Below are 16,183 nucleotides of genomic sequence, written 5' to 3' on the forward strand. Positions count from 1 at the left end.
ACCATGGCCTTTACTACCCTGATTGACTGGAACGCCTGCAGCGCTGATGAACAGCGCCAGCTGCTGACCCGCCCGGCGATCTCCGCGTCGGAAAACATCACCCGCATCGTCGGCGACATTCTCGACAGCGTTCGCCGCGACGGCGATGCGGCGCTCAAGGCCTACAGCGCGACGTTCGACAAAACCGAGGTTGAGGCGATTCAGGTCAGCGCAGAGGAGATCGATGCTGCCGCTGCGCGTCTGGGTGACGAAGTAAAAGCCGCCATGGCGGTGGCCGTCGCCAATATCAACACCTTTCACCTTGCCCAGCAGCTACCGGCAGTGGATATCGAGACCATGCCGGGGGTGCGCTGCCAGCAGGTGACGCGCCCGATCGGTTCCGTCGGGCTCTATATTCCCGGCGGCTCCGCGCCGCTGTTCTCCACCGTGTTGATGCTGGCAACCCCGGCGCGCATTGCCGGCTGCCAGCAGGTGATTCTCTGCTCGCCGCCGCCCATCGCGGACGAGATCCTCTATGCCGCGAAGCTGTGCGGCGTGCAGCAGGTGTTCCAGGTGGGTGGCGCGCAGGCGATTGCCGCCATGGCGTTCGGCACCGACAGCGTGCCAAAAGTGGCGAAAATTTTCGGGCCGGGCAACGCCTTTGTCACCGAAGCGAAACGCCAGGTGAGCCAGCGTCTCGACGGCGCGGCGATCGATATGCCTGCCGGGCCGTCGGAAGTGCTGGTGATTGCCGACAGCGGTGCCACCCCGGCTTTTGTTGCCTCCGACCTGCTTTCCCAGGCCGAGCACGGCCCGGATTCGCAGGTGATCCTGCTTACCCCGGACGCCGACATGGCGCGCCGGGTGGCGCAGGCGGTAGAGCAGCAGCTTGCTGACCTGCCCCGCGCCGATACCGCTCGTCAGGCGCTGGCGTCAAGCCGCCTTATCGTTGCCCGGGATCTCGCCCAGTGCATCGCTATCTCGAACCAGTATGGGCCGGAGCACCTGATCATTCAGACCCGCAACGCCCGAGAGCTGGTGGAGAGCATCACCAGCGCCGGGTCGGTCTTCCTTGGCGACTGGTCGCCGGAGTCGGCGGGCGATTATGCCTCCGGTACCAACCACGTGCTGCCAACCTACGGCTATACTGCCACCTGTTCGAGCCTCGGACTGGCGGATTTCCAGAAGCGCATGACGGTGCAGGAGCTGACCCCGGCCGGTTTCTCCGCGCTGGCGCAGACCATCGAAACCCTGGCCGCCGCCGAGCAGCTTACCGCCCATAAAAATGCCGTCACCCTGCGCGTTGCCGCCCTGAAGGAGCAAGCATGAGCATTGAAGAATTAGCCCGCGACAACGTGCGCACCCTGACGCCCTATCAATCGGCGCGTCGCCTCGGGGGTAACGGTGACGTATGGCTCAACGCCAACGAATACCCCGTTGCCGTTCCGTTTGAACTGACGGCGCAGACGCTTAACCGCTACCCGGAGTGTCAGCCCCAGGCGGTGATTACCCGTTACGCCGACTACGCTGGTGTCACACCGGAGCAGGTGCTGGTAAGCCGCGGCGCGGATGAGGGCATCGAGCTTATCATGCGCGCGTTCTGCGAACCGGGGGTGGATGCCATCCTCTACTGCCCGCCGACCTACGGTATGTACAGCGTCAGCGCGGAAACCATGGGCATTGCCTGTCGCACCGTCCCGACTCTGGACGGCTGGCAGCTGGATCTGGACGGCATCGCCGCGCAGCTCGACGGTGTAAAGGTGGTGTTCGTCTGTAGCCCGAATAACCCCACCGGGCAGCTCATCAATCCGGCGGATATCCGCGACCTGCTGGAGATGACGCGCGGGAAAGCGATTGTGGTGGCCGACGAAGCCTATATTGAGTTCTGCCCCGACGCCTCGCTGGCCAGCTGGATTGCCGAATTCCCGCACCTGGTGGTGCTGCGTACGCTGTCGAAAGCCTTTGCGCTGGCCGGGCTGCGCTGCGGGTTTACCCTTGGCAGCCCGGAGGTCATCGCCCTGCTGATGAAGGTGATTGCCCCTTATCCGCTCTCCACCCCGGTCGCAGACATCGCCGCGCAGGCGCTGACCGCACAGGGCATTGCGGCAATGCGTGAGCGCGTAGCGACTATCCTTGAAAATCGCCTGTTCCTGATGGACGCGCTGCGCACGCTGCCGTGCGTCGAAGCGGTGTTCCCGTCGGAGACCAACTACGTGCTGGCGCGGATCACCGCCTCCAGCGCGGTATTTAAATCCCTGTGGGATCGGGGCATTATCCTGCGTGACCAGAATAAACAACCGTCGCTCAGCGGCTGCCTGCGCATCACCGTCGGCACCCGTGATGAGTGCCAGCGCGTGATTGATGCGCTGAATGACCAACCCGGCCTGACCGCCACGGAGAAGCAATGAGCCAGAAGATCCTTTTTATTGACCGCGACGGCACCCTTATCTCTGAACCGCCAGAAGATTTTCAGGTAGACCGCATGGAGAAGCTGGCCTTTGAGCCCGACGCAATCCCGGTACTGTTGACGCTGCAGAAAGCGGGCTACCGGCTGGTGATGATCACCAACCAGGACGGGCTGGGCACCGCCAGCTTCCCGCAGGCCGATTTCGACGGCCCGCATAACCTGATGATGCAGATCTTCACCTCTCAGGGCGTGGTGTTCGATGAGGTACTGATCTGTCCGCACCTGCCCGCCGACGCGTGCGAGTGCCGCAAGCCGAAAATCGCGATGGTGAAGGGCTATCTCGACGACGGGGTGATGGACCGCGCCAACAGCTACGTCATTGGCGACCGCGAAACGGATGTGACCCTGGCAGAGAACATGGGCATTCAGGGCCTGCGCTATCACCGCACGGCGCTGAACTGGTCCGCTATCGGCGAGCAGCTGACGAAGCGCGACCGCTATGCTCACGTCGAGCGCAGCACCAAAGAGACCCAGATTGACGTCAAGGTGTGGCTGGATCGCGAAGGCGGCAGCAAAATCAACACCGGCGTGGGTTTCTTCGACCACATGCTCGACCAGATCGCCACCCACGGCGGTTTTTGCATGGAGATTGCGGTCAAGGGAGATCTCTACATTGACGATCACCACACCGTGGAAGACACCGGCCTGGCGCTGGGCGAAGCGCTGAAGCTGGCGCTGGGCGACAAACGCGGCATCAACCGCTTCGGTTTTGTCCTGCCGATGGACGAGTGCCTGGCCCGCTGCGCGCTGGATATCTCCGGTCGCCCGCACCTTGAATACAAAGCCGAGTTCACCTACCAGCGAGTGGGCGATCTCAGCACGGAAATGGTCGAGCACTTTTTCCGCTCGCTCTCCTACACCATGGGCGTCACGCTGCACCTGAAAACCAAAGGTAAAAACGATCACCACCGTGTGGAGAGCCTGTTTAAAGCCTTTGGCCGCACGCTGCGCCAGGCCATCCGCGTGGACGGCGATACCCTTCCCTCTTCGAAAGGAGTGCTGTAGATGAGCGTGGTGATCCTTGATACCGGCTGCGCCAACCTGTCGTCCGTCAAGTGGGCCGTTGAACGGCTGGGCTACGCCCCGCAGGTCAGCCGCGACCCGGATATCGTGCTGCGCGCCGACAAGCTGTTTCTGCCGGGCGTGGGGACCGCCCAGGCGGCAATGGACCAGCTGCGCGAGCGCGAACTGATCGACCTTATCAAAGCCTGTACCCAGCCGGTACTGGGTATTTGCCTGGGGATGCAGCTGCTCGGCAGCCGCAGCGATGAGAGCGGCGGCATTGAGACGCTGGGCATCATTGATGAGCCGGTGCCGCACATGACCGATGTTGGTCTGCCGCTGCCGCACATGGGCTGGAACCGCGTCTATCCGAAGGCGGGAAATCACCTGTTCCGCGGGATTGAGGACGGGGCCTACTTCTACTTCGTGCACAGCTACGCCATGCCGGTTAACCCCTGCACCATCGCGCAGTGCAGCTACGGCGAACCCTTCACGGCCGCGGTGCAGAAAGATAACTTCTACGGCGTGCAGTTCCACCCCGAGCGTTCCGGCGCGGCGGGTGCACAGCTGCTGAAAAACTTCCTGGAGATGTAAATGATTATTCCGGCACTGGATTTGATAGACGGAACGGTGGTGCGTCTCCATCAGGGGGACTACGGACAGCAGCGCGACTATGGCAGCGACCCGCTTCCGCGGCTGCAGGCGTATCAGGCGCAGGGCGCCGAGGTGCTGCATCTGGTAGATCTTACCGGGGCAAAAGATCCGGCGAAGCGCCAGATCCCGCTGCTGAAAACCCTGGTGGCGGGCGTCAGCGTTCCGGTACAGGTCGGCGGCGGTGTGCGCAGCGAAGAGGATGTGGAAGCCCTGCTGAACGCGGGCGTGGCGCGCGTGGTGATCGGCTCCACGGCGGTGAAATCCCCGGAGGTGGTAAAGCAGTGGTTTACCCGCTTCGGCGCGGAGCAGCTGGTGCTGGCGCTTGACGTACGCATCGACGACGCCGGCAATAAGCAGGTGGCGGTGAGCGGCTGGCAGGAGAACTCTGGCGTAACGCTGGAGGCGCTGGTCGAGCAGTTTTTACCCGTTGGCCTGAAGCACGTGCTGTGCACCGACATCTCGCGTGACGGCACTCTCGCAGGCTCCAACGTCGATCTCTATAAAGAAGTGTGCGCCCGTTTTCCGCAGGTGGCATTTCAGGCCTCCGGCGGCATTGGCGGCCTGGCCGATATCTCAGCCCTGACCGATAGCGGTGTCAGCGGCGTGATCGTGGGTCGTGCGTTGCTGGAAGGTAAATTTACGCTAACGGAGGCAATACAATGCTGGCAAAACGGATAATCCCCTGCCTCGACGTGCGCGACGGTCAGGTTGTGAAAGGCGTGCAGTTCCGCAACCATGAGATCATCGGTGATATCGTGCCGCTGGCGAAACGCTATGCCGAAGAAGGTGCCGACGAGCTGGTGTTCTACGATATCACCGCCTCCAGCGATGGTCGCGTCGTGGACAAGAGCTGGGTATCGCGCGTCGCGGAGGTGATTGATATCCCCTTCTGCGTGGCGGGCGGGATTAAATCCCCGGAAGACGCAGCGCGTATTCTGACCTTTGGCGCCGACAAAATTTCCATCAACTCCCCGGCGCTGGCCGACCCGACGCTGATTACCCGTCTGGCTGACCGCTTCGGCGTGCAGTGTATCGTGGTGGGAATCGACACCTGGTTTGATGAGGCTTCCGGGAAATATCACGTCAATCAGTATACCGGGGATGAGAGCCGCACCCGCGTGACGCAGTGGGAAACCCTCGACTGGGTGCAGGAAGTACAAAAGCGCGGTGCCGGCGAGATTGTGTTGAACATGATGAATCAGGACGGCGTGCGTAACGGTTACGATCTGGCGCAGTTGAAGAAAGTGCGTGAGGTCTGCCACGTCCCGCTGATCGCCTCCGGCGGCGCCGGTACCATGGAGCACTTCCACGAGGCGTTTCGTGATGCGGACGTCGACGGCGCGCTGGCGGCGTCGGTGTTCCACAAACAGATTATTAATATTGGTGAGCTAAAAGCGTACCTGGCACTACAGGGCGTGGAGATTCGGGTATGTTAACAGAGCAACAACGCGCGCAGCTGGACTTCGAAAAAACCGACGGCCTGCTGCCGGCGGTGATCCAGCACGCGGTGTCCGGCGAAGTCTTGATGCTGGGCTACATGAACGACGAGGCGCTGCGGGTTACCGAGCAGAGCGGGAAAGTGACCTTCTGGTCGCGTACCAAACAGCGGCTGTGGACCAAGGGCGAAACCTCAGGCCATTTCCTCAACGTGGTCAGCATCACGCCGGACTGCGATAACGATACCCTGCTGATTCTGGTTAACCCCATCGGGCCAACCTGCCACCTTGGCACGTCGAGCTGCTTTGGAGAGACGCATCATCAGTGGCACTTCCTGTGGGAGCTGGAGCAGCTGCTCGCCTCGCGCAAGACCGCCGATCCGGCAAGCTCCTATACCGCGAAGCTCTACGCCAGCGGCACCAAGCGTATCGCGCAGAAAGTCGGGGAAGAAGGCGTGGAAACCGCGCTGGCTGCCACGGTGAACGATCGCCACGAGCTGACCAATGAAGCGTCCGACCTGATGTATCACCTGCTGGTGCTGCTTCAGGACCAGGATCTGGATTTGACCACGGTGATTGAGAACCTGCGCTCGCGCCACTAGTCGCGGCCAAAAAGCAAAAAAGGCAGATGCATAGCGCATCTGCCTTTTTTATTGTCGGGAGTAAATTACCCTTTATGGCGCAGGTTGTACTCGCGAATGGCGTTACGTCCCAGCACGGCAGCCGCGCCGAGCATGCCGCCCAGCAGCACGGCCAGCACCAGCGTGAGTGCGCGTTTCGGGCTGTCGCGACGAATCGGCGTGTCTGGCTTCATGACGTAGCGGAAAGCATAGAGCGTATCCGGCTGCGCTTTCAGAGAGTTCACCGCCAGCAGGTTCTGACGCAGCTGGTAGTAATCCACGGTCAGCGGCAGCGGGCTGGTGGCGTGGTTCTGGATCATCGCCTTCAGCGCGTCGCTCCCCAGTACAAACAGCGTGTCGTCCGAAACGCCTTCTGACTGCTGGACCTGCGGCTTGGTAATGCCGGACTGCTCGGCAATCAGCAATGCCTGATTAAGGACTTTCTCACGCTCCTGCTGCTTCTCTTTGGCGACGTGTTCCATCGCCTGCAACGAGGACGTCAACTCTTTCACGCGCGAGTTGATGTTGCTGGTTAAATCTTTCTCGATTTCACCGGCAATGCCGCGGTTAATCTCGGTAATGTACTTCTCCAGCGTTTTGCTGGCTTTTTCCGCCGTATCGGATTCATAGCTGATCGCAAGCGGCGCCGGTTGACCTTTCACGGTCGGCTCGATGGAGAGCTTTTCCGGCTCTTCCTGGTTGTTCAACTGCAGCGAACGGGCAGACAGCGCGGCGTTCAGGCGCGAGAAGAACTGCTGCTGAATATCCGATACCAGCGGGGCGTTAGTCGGATACAGCGTGTTCATGGCGTTGGTATAGCTCGAAACCTGACCGGAATCGGGCGTTGTGATAATCGCAGAGGAGGTCCATTTCTCTTTAGCGAACGCCAGATAGAGACCTGCTAACACCAGAGCAACGATGACGAAGATGCCAATGATGACTTTGCCGCGCCAGAGTTGAACAAATATATCAATCAGATCAATGTTTTCTGCATTCTCGTGGTTACGTTCCACTGTTTTATAGTCGTGCGTTGCCATGATTACCTTATGTATTAAAGAAATAGCTACGAAGCGCCGCGCTAAGTGTAGCGATTTTCAGGCGTAATGCCTGTAATTTTTTCGCGTCAACGATAAGAAAGGACTGAAAACCAGACGGCTTGCAAGGCAGGCAAAAAAAAGCCCTCTTGCGAGGGCCTGGGGAGTTACTCCATCCACTCGGTATGGAATACGCCTTCTTTATCAATACGCTTGTAGGTATGCGCGCCGAAGTAGTCGCGCTGCGCCTGGATCAGGTTGGCAGGCAGCACGGCTGAGCGGTAGCTGTCGTAGTAGGCGATGGCCGCAGAGAAGGTCGGGGTCGGGATACCGTTCTGCACTGCATAGGCCACGACGTCACGCAGCGCCTGCTGATAGTCATCAGCAATCTGCTTGAAGTAAGGCGCCAGCAGCAGGTTGGCAATCGCCGGGTTCTCAGCGTACGCGTCAGTGATTTTCTGCAGGAACTGGGCGCGGATGATGCAGCCAGCGCGGAAAATCTTCGCGATTTCACCGTAGTTGAGATCCCAGTTGTTCTCGTCGGATGCCGCACGCAGCTGGGAGAAGCCCTGCGCGTAAGAGACGATTTTGCCCAGGTAAAGTGCGCGACGCACTTTTTCGCTGAATTCCGCTTTGTCGCCGGTAAACGGCTTCGCCTGCGGGCCGCTCAGTACTTTAGACGCTGCAACGCGCTGCTCTTTCAGAGAGGAGATGTAACGGGCAAAGACGGACTCGGTGATAAGCGACAGCGGCTCGCCGAGATCCAGAGAGCTCTGGCTGGTCCACTTACCGGTGCCTTTGTTAGCTGCTTCATCCAGAATCACATCGACAAGGTATTTACCCTCTTCATCTTTCTTAGTGAAGATATCCTTGGTGATATCGATGAGGTAGCTGCTCAGCTCGCCTTCGTTCCACTCGGTGAAGGTGGTCGCCAGCTCTTCATTGGAGAGGTTCAGACCGTGCTTAAGCAGGGAGTATGCTTCTGCGATAAGCTGCATGTCGCCATACTCGATGCCGTTGTGCACCATTTTCACGTAGTGGCCAGCACCGTCAGCGCCGATGTAAGTCACGCACGGCTCGCCATCTTCGGCCACGGCGGCAATCTGCTTCAGGATCGGCGCAACCAGCTCATAGGCTTCTTTCTGACCGCCAGGCATGATAGACGGGCCTTTCAGGGCGCCCTCTTCACCGCCGGAAACGCCGGTACCGATGAAGTTGAAGCCTTCGGCAGACAGCTCGCGGTTACGACGGATGGTGTCCAGATAGAAGGTGTTACCACCATCAATGATGATGTCGCCTTTTTCCAGATACGGCTTCAGGGAGTCAATCGCTTTGTCGGTACCCTCGCCCGCTTTCACCATCAGCAGGATGCGGCGTGGGGTTTCGAGGGACTCGACGAATTCCTTAACGGTATAATAAGGAACCAGCTTCTTGCCTGGATTTTCGGCAATCACTTCCTCGGTCTTTTCACGGGAGCGGTTGAACACGGAAACGGTATACCCACGGCTCTCAATGTTGAGCGCCAGGTTGCGCCCCATGACTGCCATACCGACAACACCGATCTGTTGCTTGGACATTACATACTCCTGTCAGGTTTGGTCACCGCAGCATACGCGCGGCTTGAAAATGTAGTGTAAATGTTAACTCATTATACTTAATAGAACAGTAAAATTTGACTGTATCGCAGAGCGCGATGATTTTACAGATGTTCATTTTTGATAAGCTATCTTTGACCTGAAAAATTTCCCTAGCGGCTTTTCCAGATATTCATGAATAATGCAACCGAAAACTATAGCTGCTATAAAAAGACTAAGCCCCATTACCCAATGAATCTTGATTGCAGGCCAACTTAACGAGTTGAAGACAATATGCGTCAAATAGATACTATACGAGGCGTTTCCTAAATAACATAGAAAGCGCCCAATAGGTGTTTCTTTATATTGAAAAGACAGAAGCAAATAGAAAACTATAGTAACACAAAATATTAATACAGCCTTTGATTCATGTAAATTTGGGCATAACATTAGCACTAACAGTATACTTAGTAAGATGAAACCCAATATTGTATTTTTTACAATTACTAGCTTCGGCGCAAAATACAAAATCGCACCTATTGCAAAGCATAAATTTATCATATCAGAAACTACATAAAGCCAATTAACCCATCGCCCCCTTGATGGTTCAAATAAAGAGTTAATGATCAAAAATGATCCCAAAAAACAGACTAATAATATATAAGGTATATATTTTAATTTAAAAAAAACGAGTAAAACTGCAAATAATGCATAAAAGAATATTTCGTAAACCAAACTCCATGCGGTTGCTAACGGCATCGCATAAAATTCCGAGTTGTACAGCGGAGGGATCAGCGTTAAAGCGCTAACCAATTCTCCAACTCCCTTCGGGTAATAATTTAGATTTATTAACCATGATAGCTCACCTCTCGTGTAATGAAAGATAATCAAGGAAAGCAATGTAAATGTTACGTATAACGGATATATTCTTACAATCCTGTCTAAAATAAAGACTTTAGCCGACTTAGGCCTTTCATTACATGAAAGCATCATGACGAAGCCACTAATACAGAAAAAGAAATATACGGCAAAATCCCCTAAATAATTAAGATGAACCACATCAAAGAAAGCATTATGGTGAAAAATCATCTGTAACTGAGGTAATAATAGATGATGAAACGCCACAACTAGTGCGGCAATGCCTCGGCCAATTTGAATTTGCTCTAGTTTCATTATATACCTTAGCTATTAAAAGCTATTTCCGGGACCTTAGCGCAGAATATAAACTAGTCAATACTTTAGTTGGAAGGTATCTCGATAAGGCTCTAATAAGAAATATAGAGATAGTTTTCCATTTGCTGCCTATTCGAAGATCAATTTTAAGCTTCATCAGCTTAAATTCGCTTTTTATATAATTCCATCCACGTCGACGGCTGATCATTTCACTACCAGCCCTAACCTTTACTAAAATATCTGGCAAATTAGCCACTTTATAACCTAAAGCAATCAAGCGCAGCCATAAATTATAATCTTCCATATACAAATGGTGCTGATATCCGCCACATTTTATTATCGCATTTTTTCTGAACATTACAGTCATATGGTTGAAAGGATTACGAGAGACCGCCAGTTTTAGAATCTCATCCTCCAGAGCAGGTACAACTCTAACCCCTGTTTCCTTGGAAAAATCTGCATTATATTCAGCGATTGCTCCTCCAAGTAAAGCGACTTCGGTATGACACTGCATATATGAAATTTGCTTTTCAAAACGATTTTTACTACAAATATCATCTGTATCCATTCTAGCAATTATTTCATAATTACATGCAGCAATACCTGCATTTAACGCAATACCAAGACCTGAGTTTTTTTCGAGTTTGACCGAAATCAATCCATGATTAACTCTGTAATAATCAATTATTTTTTCAAGACGTTCTGTTAACGGACCATCTTCTACTAAAATGACCTCAGCTGGCACTAACGTACTCGAGTAAATACTAGACAAACTTTCATTTAGAAAATCAGGATGTTCCTTAAAATATACAGACATTAAAACAGAGAAATTAGCAACGGGCGAACTGGAGTTAGTCATGTTTGAATTCTTTAAGTTTGCTTATCATTTCGGATTCATGAAACTTTCTACTAAACCAATTTTTTTTATTCATTTTCAAAACATGGTCCAGATTCAAGTACTTCGGATTTGATGCACCTGGCGGAAATTCAATATATCTTTTATTATCATCAGCAATTTTGCAACTGCCTTCCGCTCTTATATAAGTCGCAAAAGCATGTTCATCAGCACAAGTAATCCTGACATACTTTTTAAAGAAGTTTCCGTTTTCATACTCTGCGACTACTTTCTGTGCAAAATCCCTATTGATTGAACACCATAGAGATCCGTAATATGCATCGCCTTTGATTCCTGAAGTATTAATAAAATACGATATAAATCTTAGCGTTCTTTTCAACACCTTCCCAGGAAAAGTCCTCATGTGCTTCGTGTCCGCGTGCGGCATCCAGGTCCTAACCCGCCATTCATTGTCGGCTCGATGATGACTTTCAATGTAGTTTAAATTCGGGTTTTTATCCCATTCTCGTTCCATTTCAGAAAAGGGTATAAGTGGAAAACATTCTGCACTGATCAAGTGTATATACTGGATGCCTTTCAGCTTCACGGCAAATGATAATAGTTTTATAACCGCCTCAACCTGACTAAAACCAGCCCAATATACGGAGGTGCGTTCTTCGATAAAGTGCACATTTTCAAGCGCGTAAGCTTCTTTATTATTATCGAGATGTACCTTAAGATCGAAATGAACAATGAATACCGTTTCAGGGAAAGCTTTTGCTAAGTGGATTATATAATCAATGTTTTTATGAGCTAATATTGCAACCGCTGTTTTAAAAGTAATCATTTTTTATAACTTAAAATTCGCCGTTAAAAATTCGATAATATTACTATCAAAGTAGGCCGGATTGTAAATTAATGATGAATATAAATTATACATTATAAGCCCTCCCCCGATGTAGACCATTACTAAATTTGCAACAAACTTTGTATTCGAAACCAATATCTCTTTAATCTGAACAAACTGGATGCTGATAACAATATAAAAAAGTAATACTACAAAATAATATAATCTTTCAACGACTTTTGAAATGTTAGACACCAACGCAATTGTAATAACCAAAAGCGTTAAACTAAAATACATTAGTTTATATATATCGCTGCGTGGAATTAGTTTTTTATAGATAATAGAGTCAAATAGCAATGCACCGATTGAAAGGACTAGTACCCTTATAATTGCAACGCCACCAAAATCTGAACCATCCCAGGATGCATAGTAGTTTAATTTAGATGAGATATAGCCTGGTAAAACCGTATCAAGCAAGGATGAAACTGGTATAACAAGTGTTATTATAAGACATAAAATTGCAACCCCAGCAACTTTTCTCATGTCAAAATTATGCATGAGTCGATATATAGGGATAATAGATAATAGTAGAATACCCGTGCTATGAGACATGGCAACAACAACCACAAAAAAAAGTGCCAGAATTCTTTTCTTCTCAATCAATAAAACAATAATGCCAATAAAATATGTAATTACCCAAGCCTGCCGGATATAATTCCCATATAAGTTCCAGAATGAAAAGGATGATAACAAAAGAATGAAAAACAGACTGGCTATTTTAGATGTTTGTGTGACTCCATATATCTTACTTAAGTAATTGAAAAAAAGTATATATGGAAAAAAAGAAATAATATTAACAATCCAGAAAAAAGTAAAAGGATCGTTGTTAGGTATTGCTTTTAAGATTAAAGATATACTTTCCCAAAAGAAAAAATCTGTTTTACTTTCACTCCAGGTGGGGTATTGCCCTTCAAGAACATTAAAGTAATAAGTAATGAAGTCATTACCTTCACCATATAATGACTTTGTAGCCAAAATACCTGAAAAGAATAAAACTATAAAAGTTACATATAAATTTAATGTTACTCTTTTATGCAAACCAAAAAACAAAACAGAAAGAACAATAAACACACCGCCAAGATTTGGAAATAAAAAAAACAAAGAAAACACGATAAAAAAAACAATAGGCATTAATTTTTGGGTGTTAATCATTTTTAATGCGTTTGTCATTTTTCTTTCTCATAATAAGTGTTATTGAAACCAACATAGCTACTACAACTACTACCTCTGTAGATACTAAAGTCAATGCGGCATCCTTCAGAGAGTTAGGAGTTACAAAATACCTAAGCATCATTATATTCCATAATGCTCCAATGCATAATGAGATTGCGAATGGCCGGTTATGATCTTGCGCTAATAAGAAATTCACACCGAGCATCCCGCTCAGGGCCATTGGTATTAAAGAGGAAAACATGATAATTACGATCATGAAACTTGAGCTTAACTCTGGAAAGAAACTTAACAATATATCCTTTGCGAGGAGTAATGTTAAGACACCTAACGCAGCCATGATGACGAGAGCAATTGTTAATATAAGAAAGTTCTTTCTCGATGCATTATTGCAGAAATAAGGATAGGTTGCCTGTTGAAAAGCATAAAATATTGAATTGGCTGCACGAACTAATTTATCAGCCAGGCTATAAACACCCAGTAACGTTGGGTTGAGCAATGAAGATAATAAAATTATTGATAATTGTGAAAGCCCCATGCTCATTACGCGTGAAAAAAATATCCATAGTCCATCTTTTAGTTGCAAATTAACATCTTTGAACTCAACCTTCGATAGCTTTACATTTAACTTTTTATAGATTATCCATGTCATTAGTAATGATGACAGAAGATTTATTATCGCGTAGCCAGCATATAAGGGACCACTTGTGGTTTGCTCTCGAAAATTGATTAAATATAAGATAAAACAGCAAAAAGCGAAATTTAGAAAAATAGTGTTATATACTAAGTAGCCCATTTTTCTTATACCTTGAAAAAGATATACTGGCATAATTACTTGACTAAAACAGAATATAATTACCCCAATCGAATTTTTAGTTTCTCCCCTCAAGATAAAAATCATTATTATCACTACCGATACAGTAGTGAATAGTATGGCTTTACTTATCATTGCTACACTATAATAATGTGAAACCAAATTTCGATCTTCGTATACCCTGGAGATATTCCTACTCGCGGTATAGTCAAACCCGAAATTTACAAAAACCGATGCAATTGCTCCAAATGCTAATAATACGTTATAATATCCATACTGATCTATACCGAGAAGTTTAATTTGAAGAGGGATTAAAATTAATGGGAAGAATAATGTTAATCCACGCACCATTATCATTGATAATATTGATTTAAGCATGATGTTTGTTTTTGGCTATATCGATAATCTTATTGAGTTCTTTAAGCGAGATTTTTCCCGGCTTGAATATATCAATGTCAACCAGCCATTTGTTTAAATAATAAGAAAGTATGTCATCATTGCTAAAATATTTATAAAAGCTTTCCCCCAAAAAAGTAACGTCTTTGTTGCATATTATAGCTTCAAGACCAACCGTTGAATTAATCACCACTACTTTTTTTGATTTTTTTATTAATGAAAATGTATTGTTAGTGGAAATTAAAAATTTCCTCTCATGCTTGAGCTTTATAATTTTTGTTAGAACAGTTGCATCTGGTTCAGCCGGATGAGGTTTCACAATTAGTGGTAAATTTAGTTTTGTGGCTTCTTCACAGGCAATATCGAGGGCTAACTCATTGCTAACCTTTGAGTGTAACTTTATCTGTGAATCACCAAAAACTTGCAATGGAAATAACACAAACCCATCTAAGTGATCGACGCTATCCGTGTAGGGTTCCCACTCATTTATATATAGTTTTTTAGTTACTTTCTTTTTATCAGATAATGCCTCATCGATTTTGAATCTTTGATAGGAAGGTAACCTCATTAAAAACTCAGCAAGTCCATATGCTCTATGAATGAGTGCCTTGATTAAGTTTTTTTTCGTTGCTTGTTTGACTATATGATTATTAAATTTATCGTTGCAATAATCACTCTTCCATCGAGTTAATACATCATCATTACATTTTTCGAATCGGATTTCATTATTTTCTAAAAGCTCATAAAAATATGAACTTGCATTGGAACCCTGACTATCAAAAAATAGCTTGCCATCAATATTTGACAATTCTGTAAAAACAGAATAAACATTCTTATTTTCTTTTTTAAATTGTAGTATTGCCTTATCGAATGCATGCAGGCCATTTCCACCGAAGATATAGACATCGTCAATGTGGTCTTTGAATTTGACGAGAGCTTTAGACGTTGAGTGGTAAATTTTAGATGCGCTTCTTATGTTTACAAATCCAGCGGCAACATCAATTGTTTTATTTAAATCAGTAACAATATTTTCACAGCGGCTGTATTTTATTAGTGAAAGAGATTTTCTGTCGTAACCTTTGCTTAAGAACCAATAATATTCCCTGAGGCTGAAGCAAATGATATTAGTATCAATTCTGTTTAATTTCGCTGCTTCACACAAACTCCAAAACATTTCTCTGCGGAGGCCATCATGAATTACAAATACAAAAGTCATTTTAACCTCTTAATGTTTTATATATATAACTAGCAACACTTCTAAAAATAATGAATACAGAAAAAATCATATTCCCGGGCTTGCCAGGCGATTTTGCAGAGTATGTAAGCAGAAACTTAAATAGTTTTAATCTGTTTTTAAAAGAAAGACGACTTCCTCGTCCATCTCCCGTTATCACATAACAACTAACAGGCAAAATCCATTTTAATCCAGTCCCATTGTTTACTAGTTGCAAATAAGTTGCAATATCTTCACCCCATGGCAAAGAGTTTGAGGGAATGTTTTCTAAAAAATATTTTCTCCGGATTACCAGGCTACTGAAATTTGGCATGCCATACTTAATGTAATCTAATGCGCTTTTTACTGTTTGCTCTTCATTCTCTTTTTTGAATTTGATTTCTGCGAGATTGGGCTCATGATTAGACGTATATGAAGGCGTATAAAAGAAGTTATATCTACTACATCTATGTGATGTTATATACTCAAGAAAGGCTTTAAAATTTTCTTCTAAGAGAATATCATCAGCATCGAGAAAGAATATCAATTCTGTTTTCGATAATTCTACGCCTTTGTGTCTTGCAATGGCGGGTCCGGAATTTTTATTAAGCTTATGATAAGTTATATTTTTATTATCAAAGTTCTTAACTATAATTTCCGTATTATCAGTGCTCGCATCATCGATAATGATCCACTGTATTTCATCTGAAAGAAGATCACGAAATCTGGCATACTGTTTATTGATAAAGCCTTCTGAGTTATACGAAGGAGTAACTATCGTTATCATACATCCCCGAAAAAATGCTACCGCCCCTGGCTCAACAGCTACCAGTGCACTATGATCCAGGCCTTCTGCATCCGAAACGTCATTGATGACGCTGGCAGAACGCATTGTATTTGCTTACTTCC

The 16,183-nt window shown here is 48.0% G+C and carries 16 protein-coding genes; 7 read left to right on the forward strand and 9 right to left on the reverse strand.

Annotated features, from left to right (window positions below):
* Window positions 1–3 precede the first annotated feature (3 nt).
* Genes hisD through hisIE form a run of 7 tightly spaced genes read left to right on the forward strand, consistent with a single transcriptional unit; the run spans window position 4 to window position 6,140 of the window.
* A complete protein-coding gene (hisD, locus tag DW58_RS09820; protein ID WP_024550505.1) occupies window positions 4–1,308 on the forward strand; it encodes a histidinol dehydrogenase in 1,305 nt (434 codons plus the stop codon).
* Window positions 1,305–2,387 (forward strand): histidinol-phosphate transaminase, encoded by a 1,083-nt coding sequence (gene hisC, locus DW58_RS09825; RefSeq protein ID WP_024550504.1) that lies wholly within the window; start codon window positions 1,305–1,307, stop codon window positions 2,385–2,387. The genes hisD and hisC overlap by 4 nt, the downstream gene beginning before the upstream one ends.
* Window positions 2,384–3,451 (forward strand): bifunctional histidinol-phosphatase/imidazoleglycerol-phosphate dehydratase HisB, encoded by a 1,068-nt coding sequence (gene hisB / locus DW58_RS09830; RefSeq protein ID WP_024550503.1) that lies wholly within the window; start codon window positions 2,384–2,386, stop codon window positions 3,449–3,451. Before hisC ends, hisB begins: the two co-directional genes overlap by 4 nt.
* A complete protein-coding gene (hisH, locus tag DW58_RS09835; protein WP_024550502.1) occupies window positions 3,452–4,042 on the forward strand; it encodes an imidazole glycerol phosphate synthase subunit HisH in 591 nt (196 codons plus the stop codon).
* Entirely contained in the window at window positions 4,043–4,780 is a 738-nt protein-coding gene (hisA, locus tag DW58_RS09840; RefSeq protein ID WP_024550501.1) for a 1-(5-phosphoribosyl)-5-[(5-phosphoribosylamino)methylideneamino]imidazole-4-carboxamide isomerase, read from the forward strand.
* The gene (gene hisF / locus DW58_RS09845) at window positions 4,762–5,538 is read left to right on the forward strand and encodes an imidazole glycerol phosphate synthase subunit HisF (RefSeq protein WP_024550500.1); all 777 of its coding nucleotides are present in this window, start codon (window positions 4,762–4,764) and stop codon (window positions 5,536–5,538) included. Before hisA ends, hisF begins: the two co-directional genes overlap by 19 nt.
* Entirely contained in the window at window positions 5,532–6,140 is a 609-nt protein-coding gene (gene hisIE, locus DW58_RS09850) for a bifunctional phosphoribosyl-AMP cyclohydrolase/phosphoribosyl-ATP diphosphatase HisIE (RefSeq protein ID WP_024550499.1), read from the forward strand. The genes hisF and hisIE overlap by 7 nt, the downstream gene beginning before the upstream one ends.
* Before the next feature lie 65 nt (window positions 6,141–6,205).
* On the opposite strand, the gene wzzB is transcribed toward hisIE, so the two are convergent.
* The 9 genes from wzzB to DW58_RS20075 all read right to left on the reverse strand — a co-directional run bounded on the left by wzzB (window position 6,206) and on the right by DW58_RS20075 (window position 16,166).
* Entirely contained in the window at window positions 6,206–7,195 is a 990-nt protein-coding gene (gene wzzB, locus DW58_RS09855) for an LPS O-antigen chain length determinant protein WzzB (RefSeq protein ID WP_024550498.1), read from the reverse strand.
* A gap of 164 nt (window positions 7,196–7,359) precedes the next feature.
* The gene (gene gndA / locus DW58_RS09860) at window positions 7,360–8,769 is read right to left on the reverse strand and encodes an NADP-dependent phosphogluconate dehydrogenase (protein WP_024550497.1); all 1,410 of its coding nucleotides are present in this window, start codon (window positions 8,767–8,769) and stop codon (window positions 7,360–7,362) included.
* A gap of 132 nt (window positions 8,770–8,901) precedes the next feature.
* Window positions 8,902–9,939 (reverse strand): acyltransferase family protein, encoded by a 1,038-nt coding sequence (locus tag DW58_RS09865; protein WP_024550496.1) that lies wholly within the window; start codon window positions 9,937–9,939, stop codon window positions 8,902–8,904.
* Window positions 9,940–9,961: 22 nt separating this feature from the next.
* Entirely contained in the window at window positions 9,962–10,798 is an 837-nt protein-coding gene (locus DW58_RS20070; RefSeq protein ID WP_071789302.1) for a glycosyltransferase, read from the reverse strand.
* Window positions 10,791–11,621 carry a beta-1,6-N-acetylglucosaminyltransferase gene (locus tag DW58_RS09870; RefSeq protein WP_024550495.1) on the reverse strand — a complete coding sequence of 277 codons (831 nt, stop codon included), beginning with the start codon at window positions 11,619–11,621 and terminating at the stop codon, window positions 10,791–10,793. Before DW58_RS09870 ends, DW58_RS20070 begins: the two co-directional genes overlap by 8 nt.
* A 3-nt stretch (window positions 11,622–11,624) precedes the next feature.
* A complete protein-coding gene (locus DW58_RS09875; RefSeq protein WP_081706684.1) occupies window positions 11,625–12,851 on the reverse strand; it encodes an EpsG family protein in 1,227 nt (408 codons plus the stop codon).
* Window positions 12,826–14,043 carry an oligosaccharide flippase family protein gene (locus tag DW58_RS09880; RefSeq protein ID WP_081706686.1) on the reverse strand — a complete coding sequence of 406 codons (1,218 nt, stop codon included), beginning with the start codon at window positions 14,041–14,043 and terminating at the stop codon, window positions 12,826–12,828. The genes DW58_RS09875 and DW58_RS09880 overlap by 26 nt, the downstream gene beginning before the upstream one ends.
* Complete coding sequence (locus tag DW58_RS09885) at window positions 14,036–15,277, reverse strand: capsular polysaccharide export protein, LipB/KpsS family (RefSeq protein ID WP_071789300.1); 1,242 nt, start codon at window positions 15,275–15,277, stop codon at window positions 14,036–14,038. Before DW58_RS09885 ends, DW58_RS09880 begins: the two co-directional genes overlap by 8 nt.
* Window position 15,278: 1 nt before the next feature.
* Complete coding sequence (locus DW58_RS20075; RefSeq protein ID WP_071813195.1) at window positions 15,279–16,166, reverse strand: glycosyltransferase family 2 protein; 888 nt, start codon at window positions 16,164–16,166, stop codon at window positions 15,279–15,281.
* Window positions 16,167–16,183 lie beyond the last annotated feature (17 nt).

Origin of the sequence: Siccibacter turicensis LMG 23730, from assembly GCF_000463155.2 — a bacterium.
Taxonomy (GTDB): domain Bacteria; phylum Pseudomonadota; class Gammaproteobacteria; order Enterobacterales; family Enterobacteriaceae; genus Siccibacter; species Siccibacter turicensis.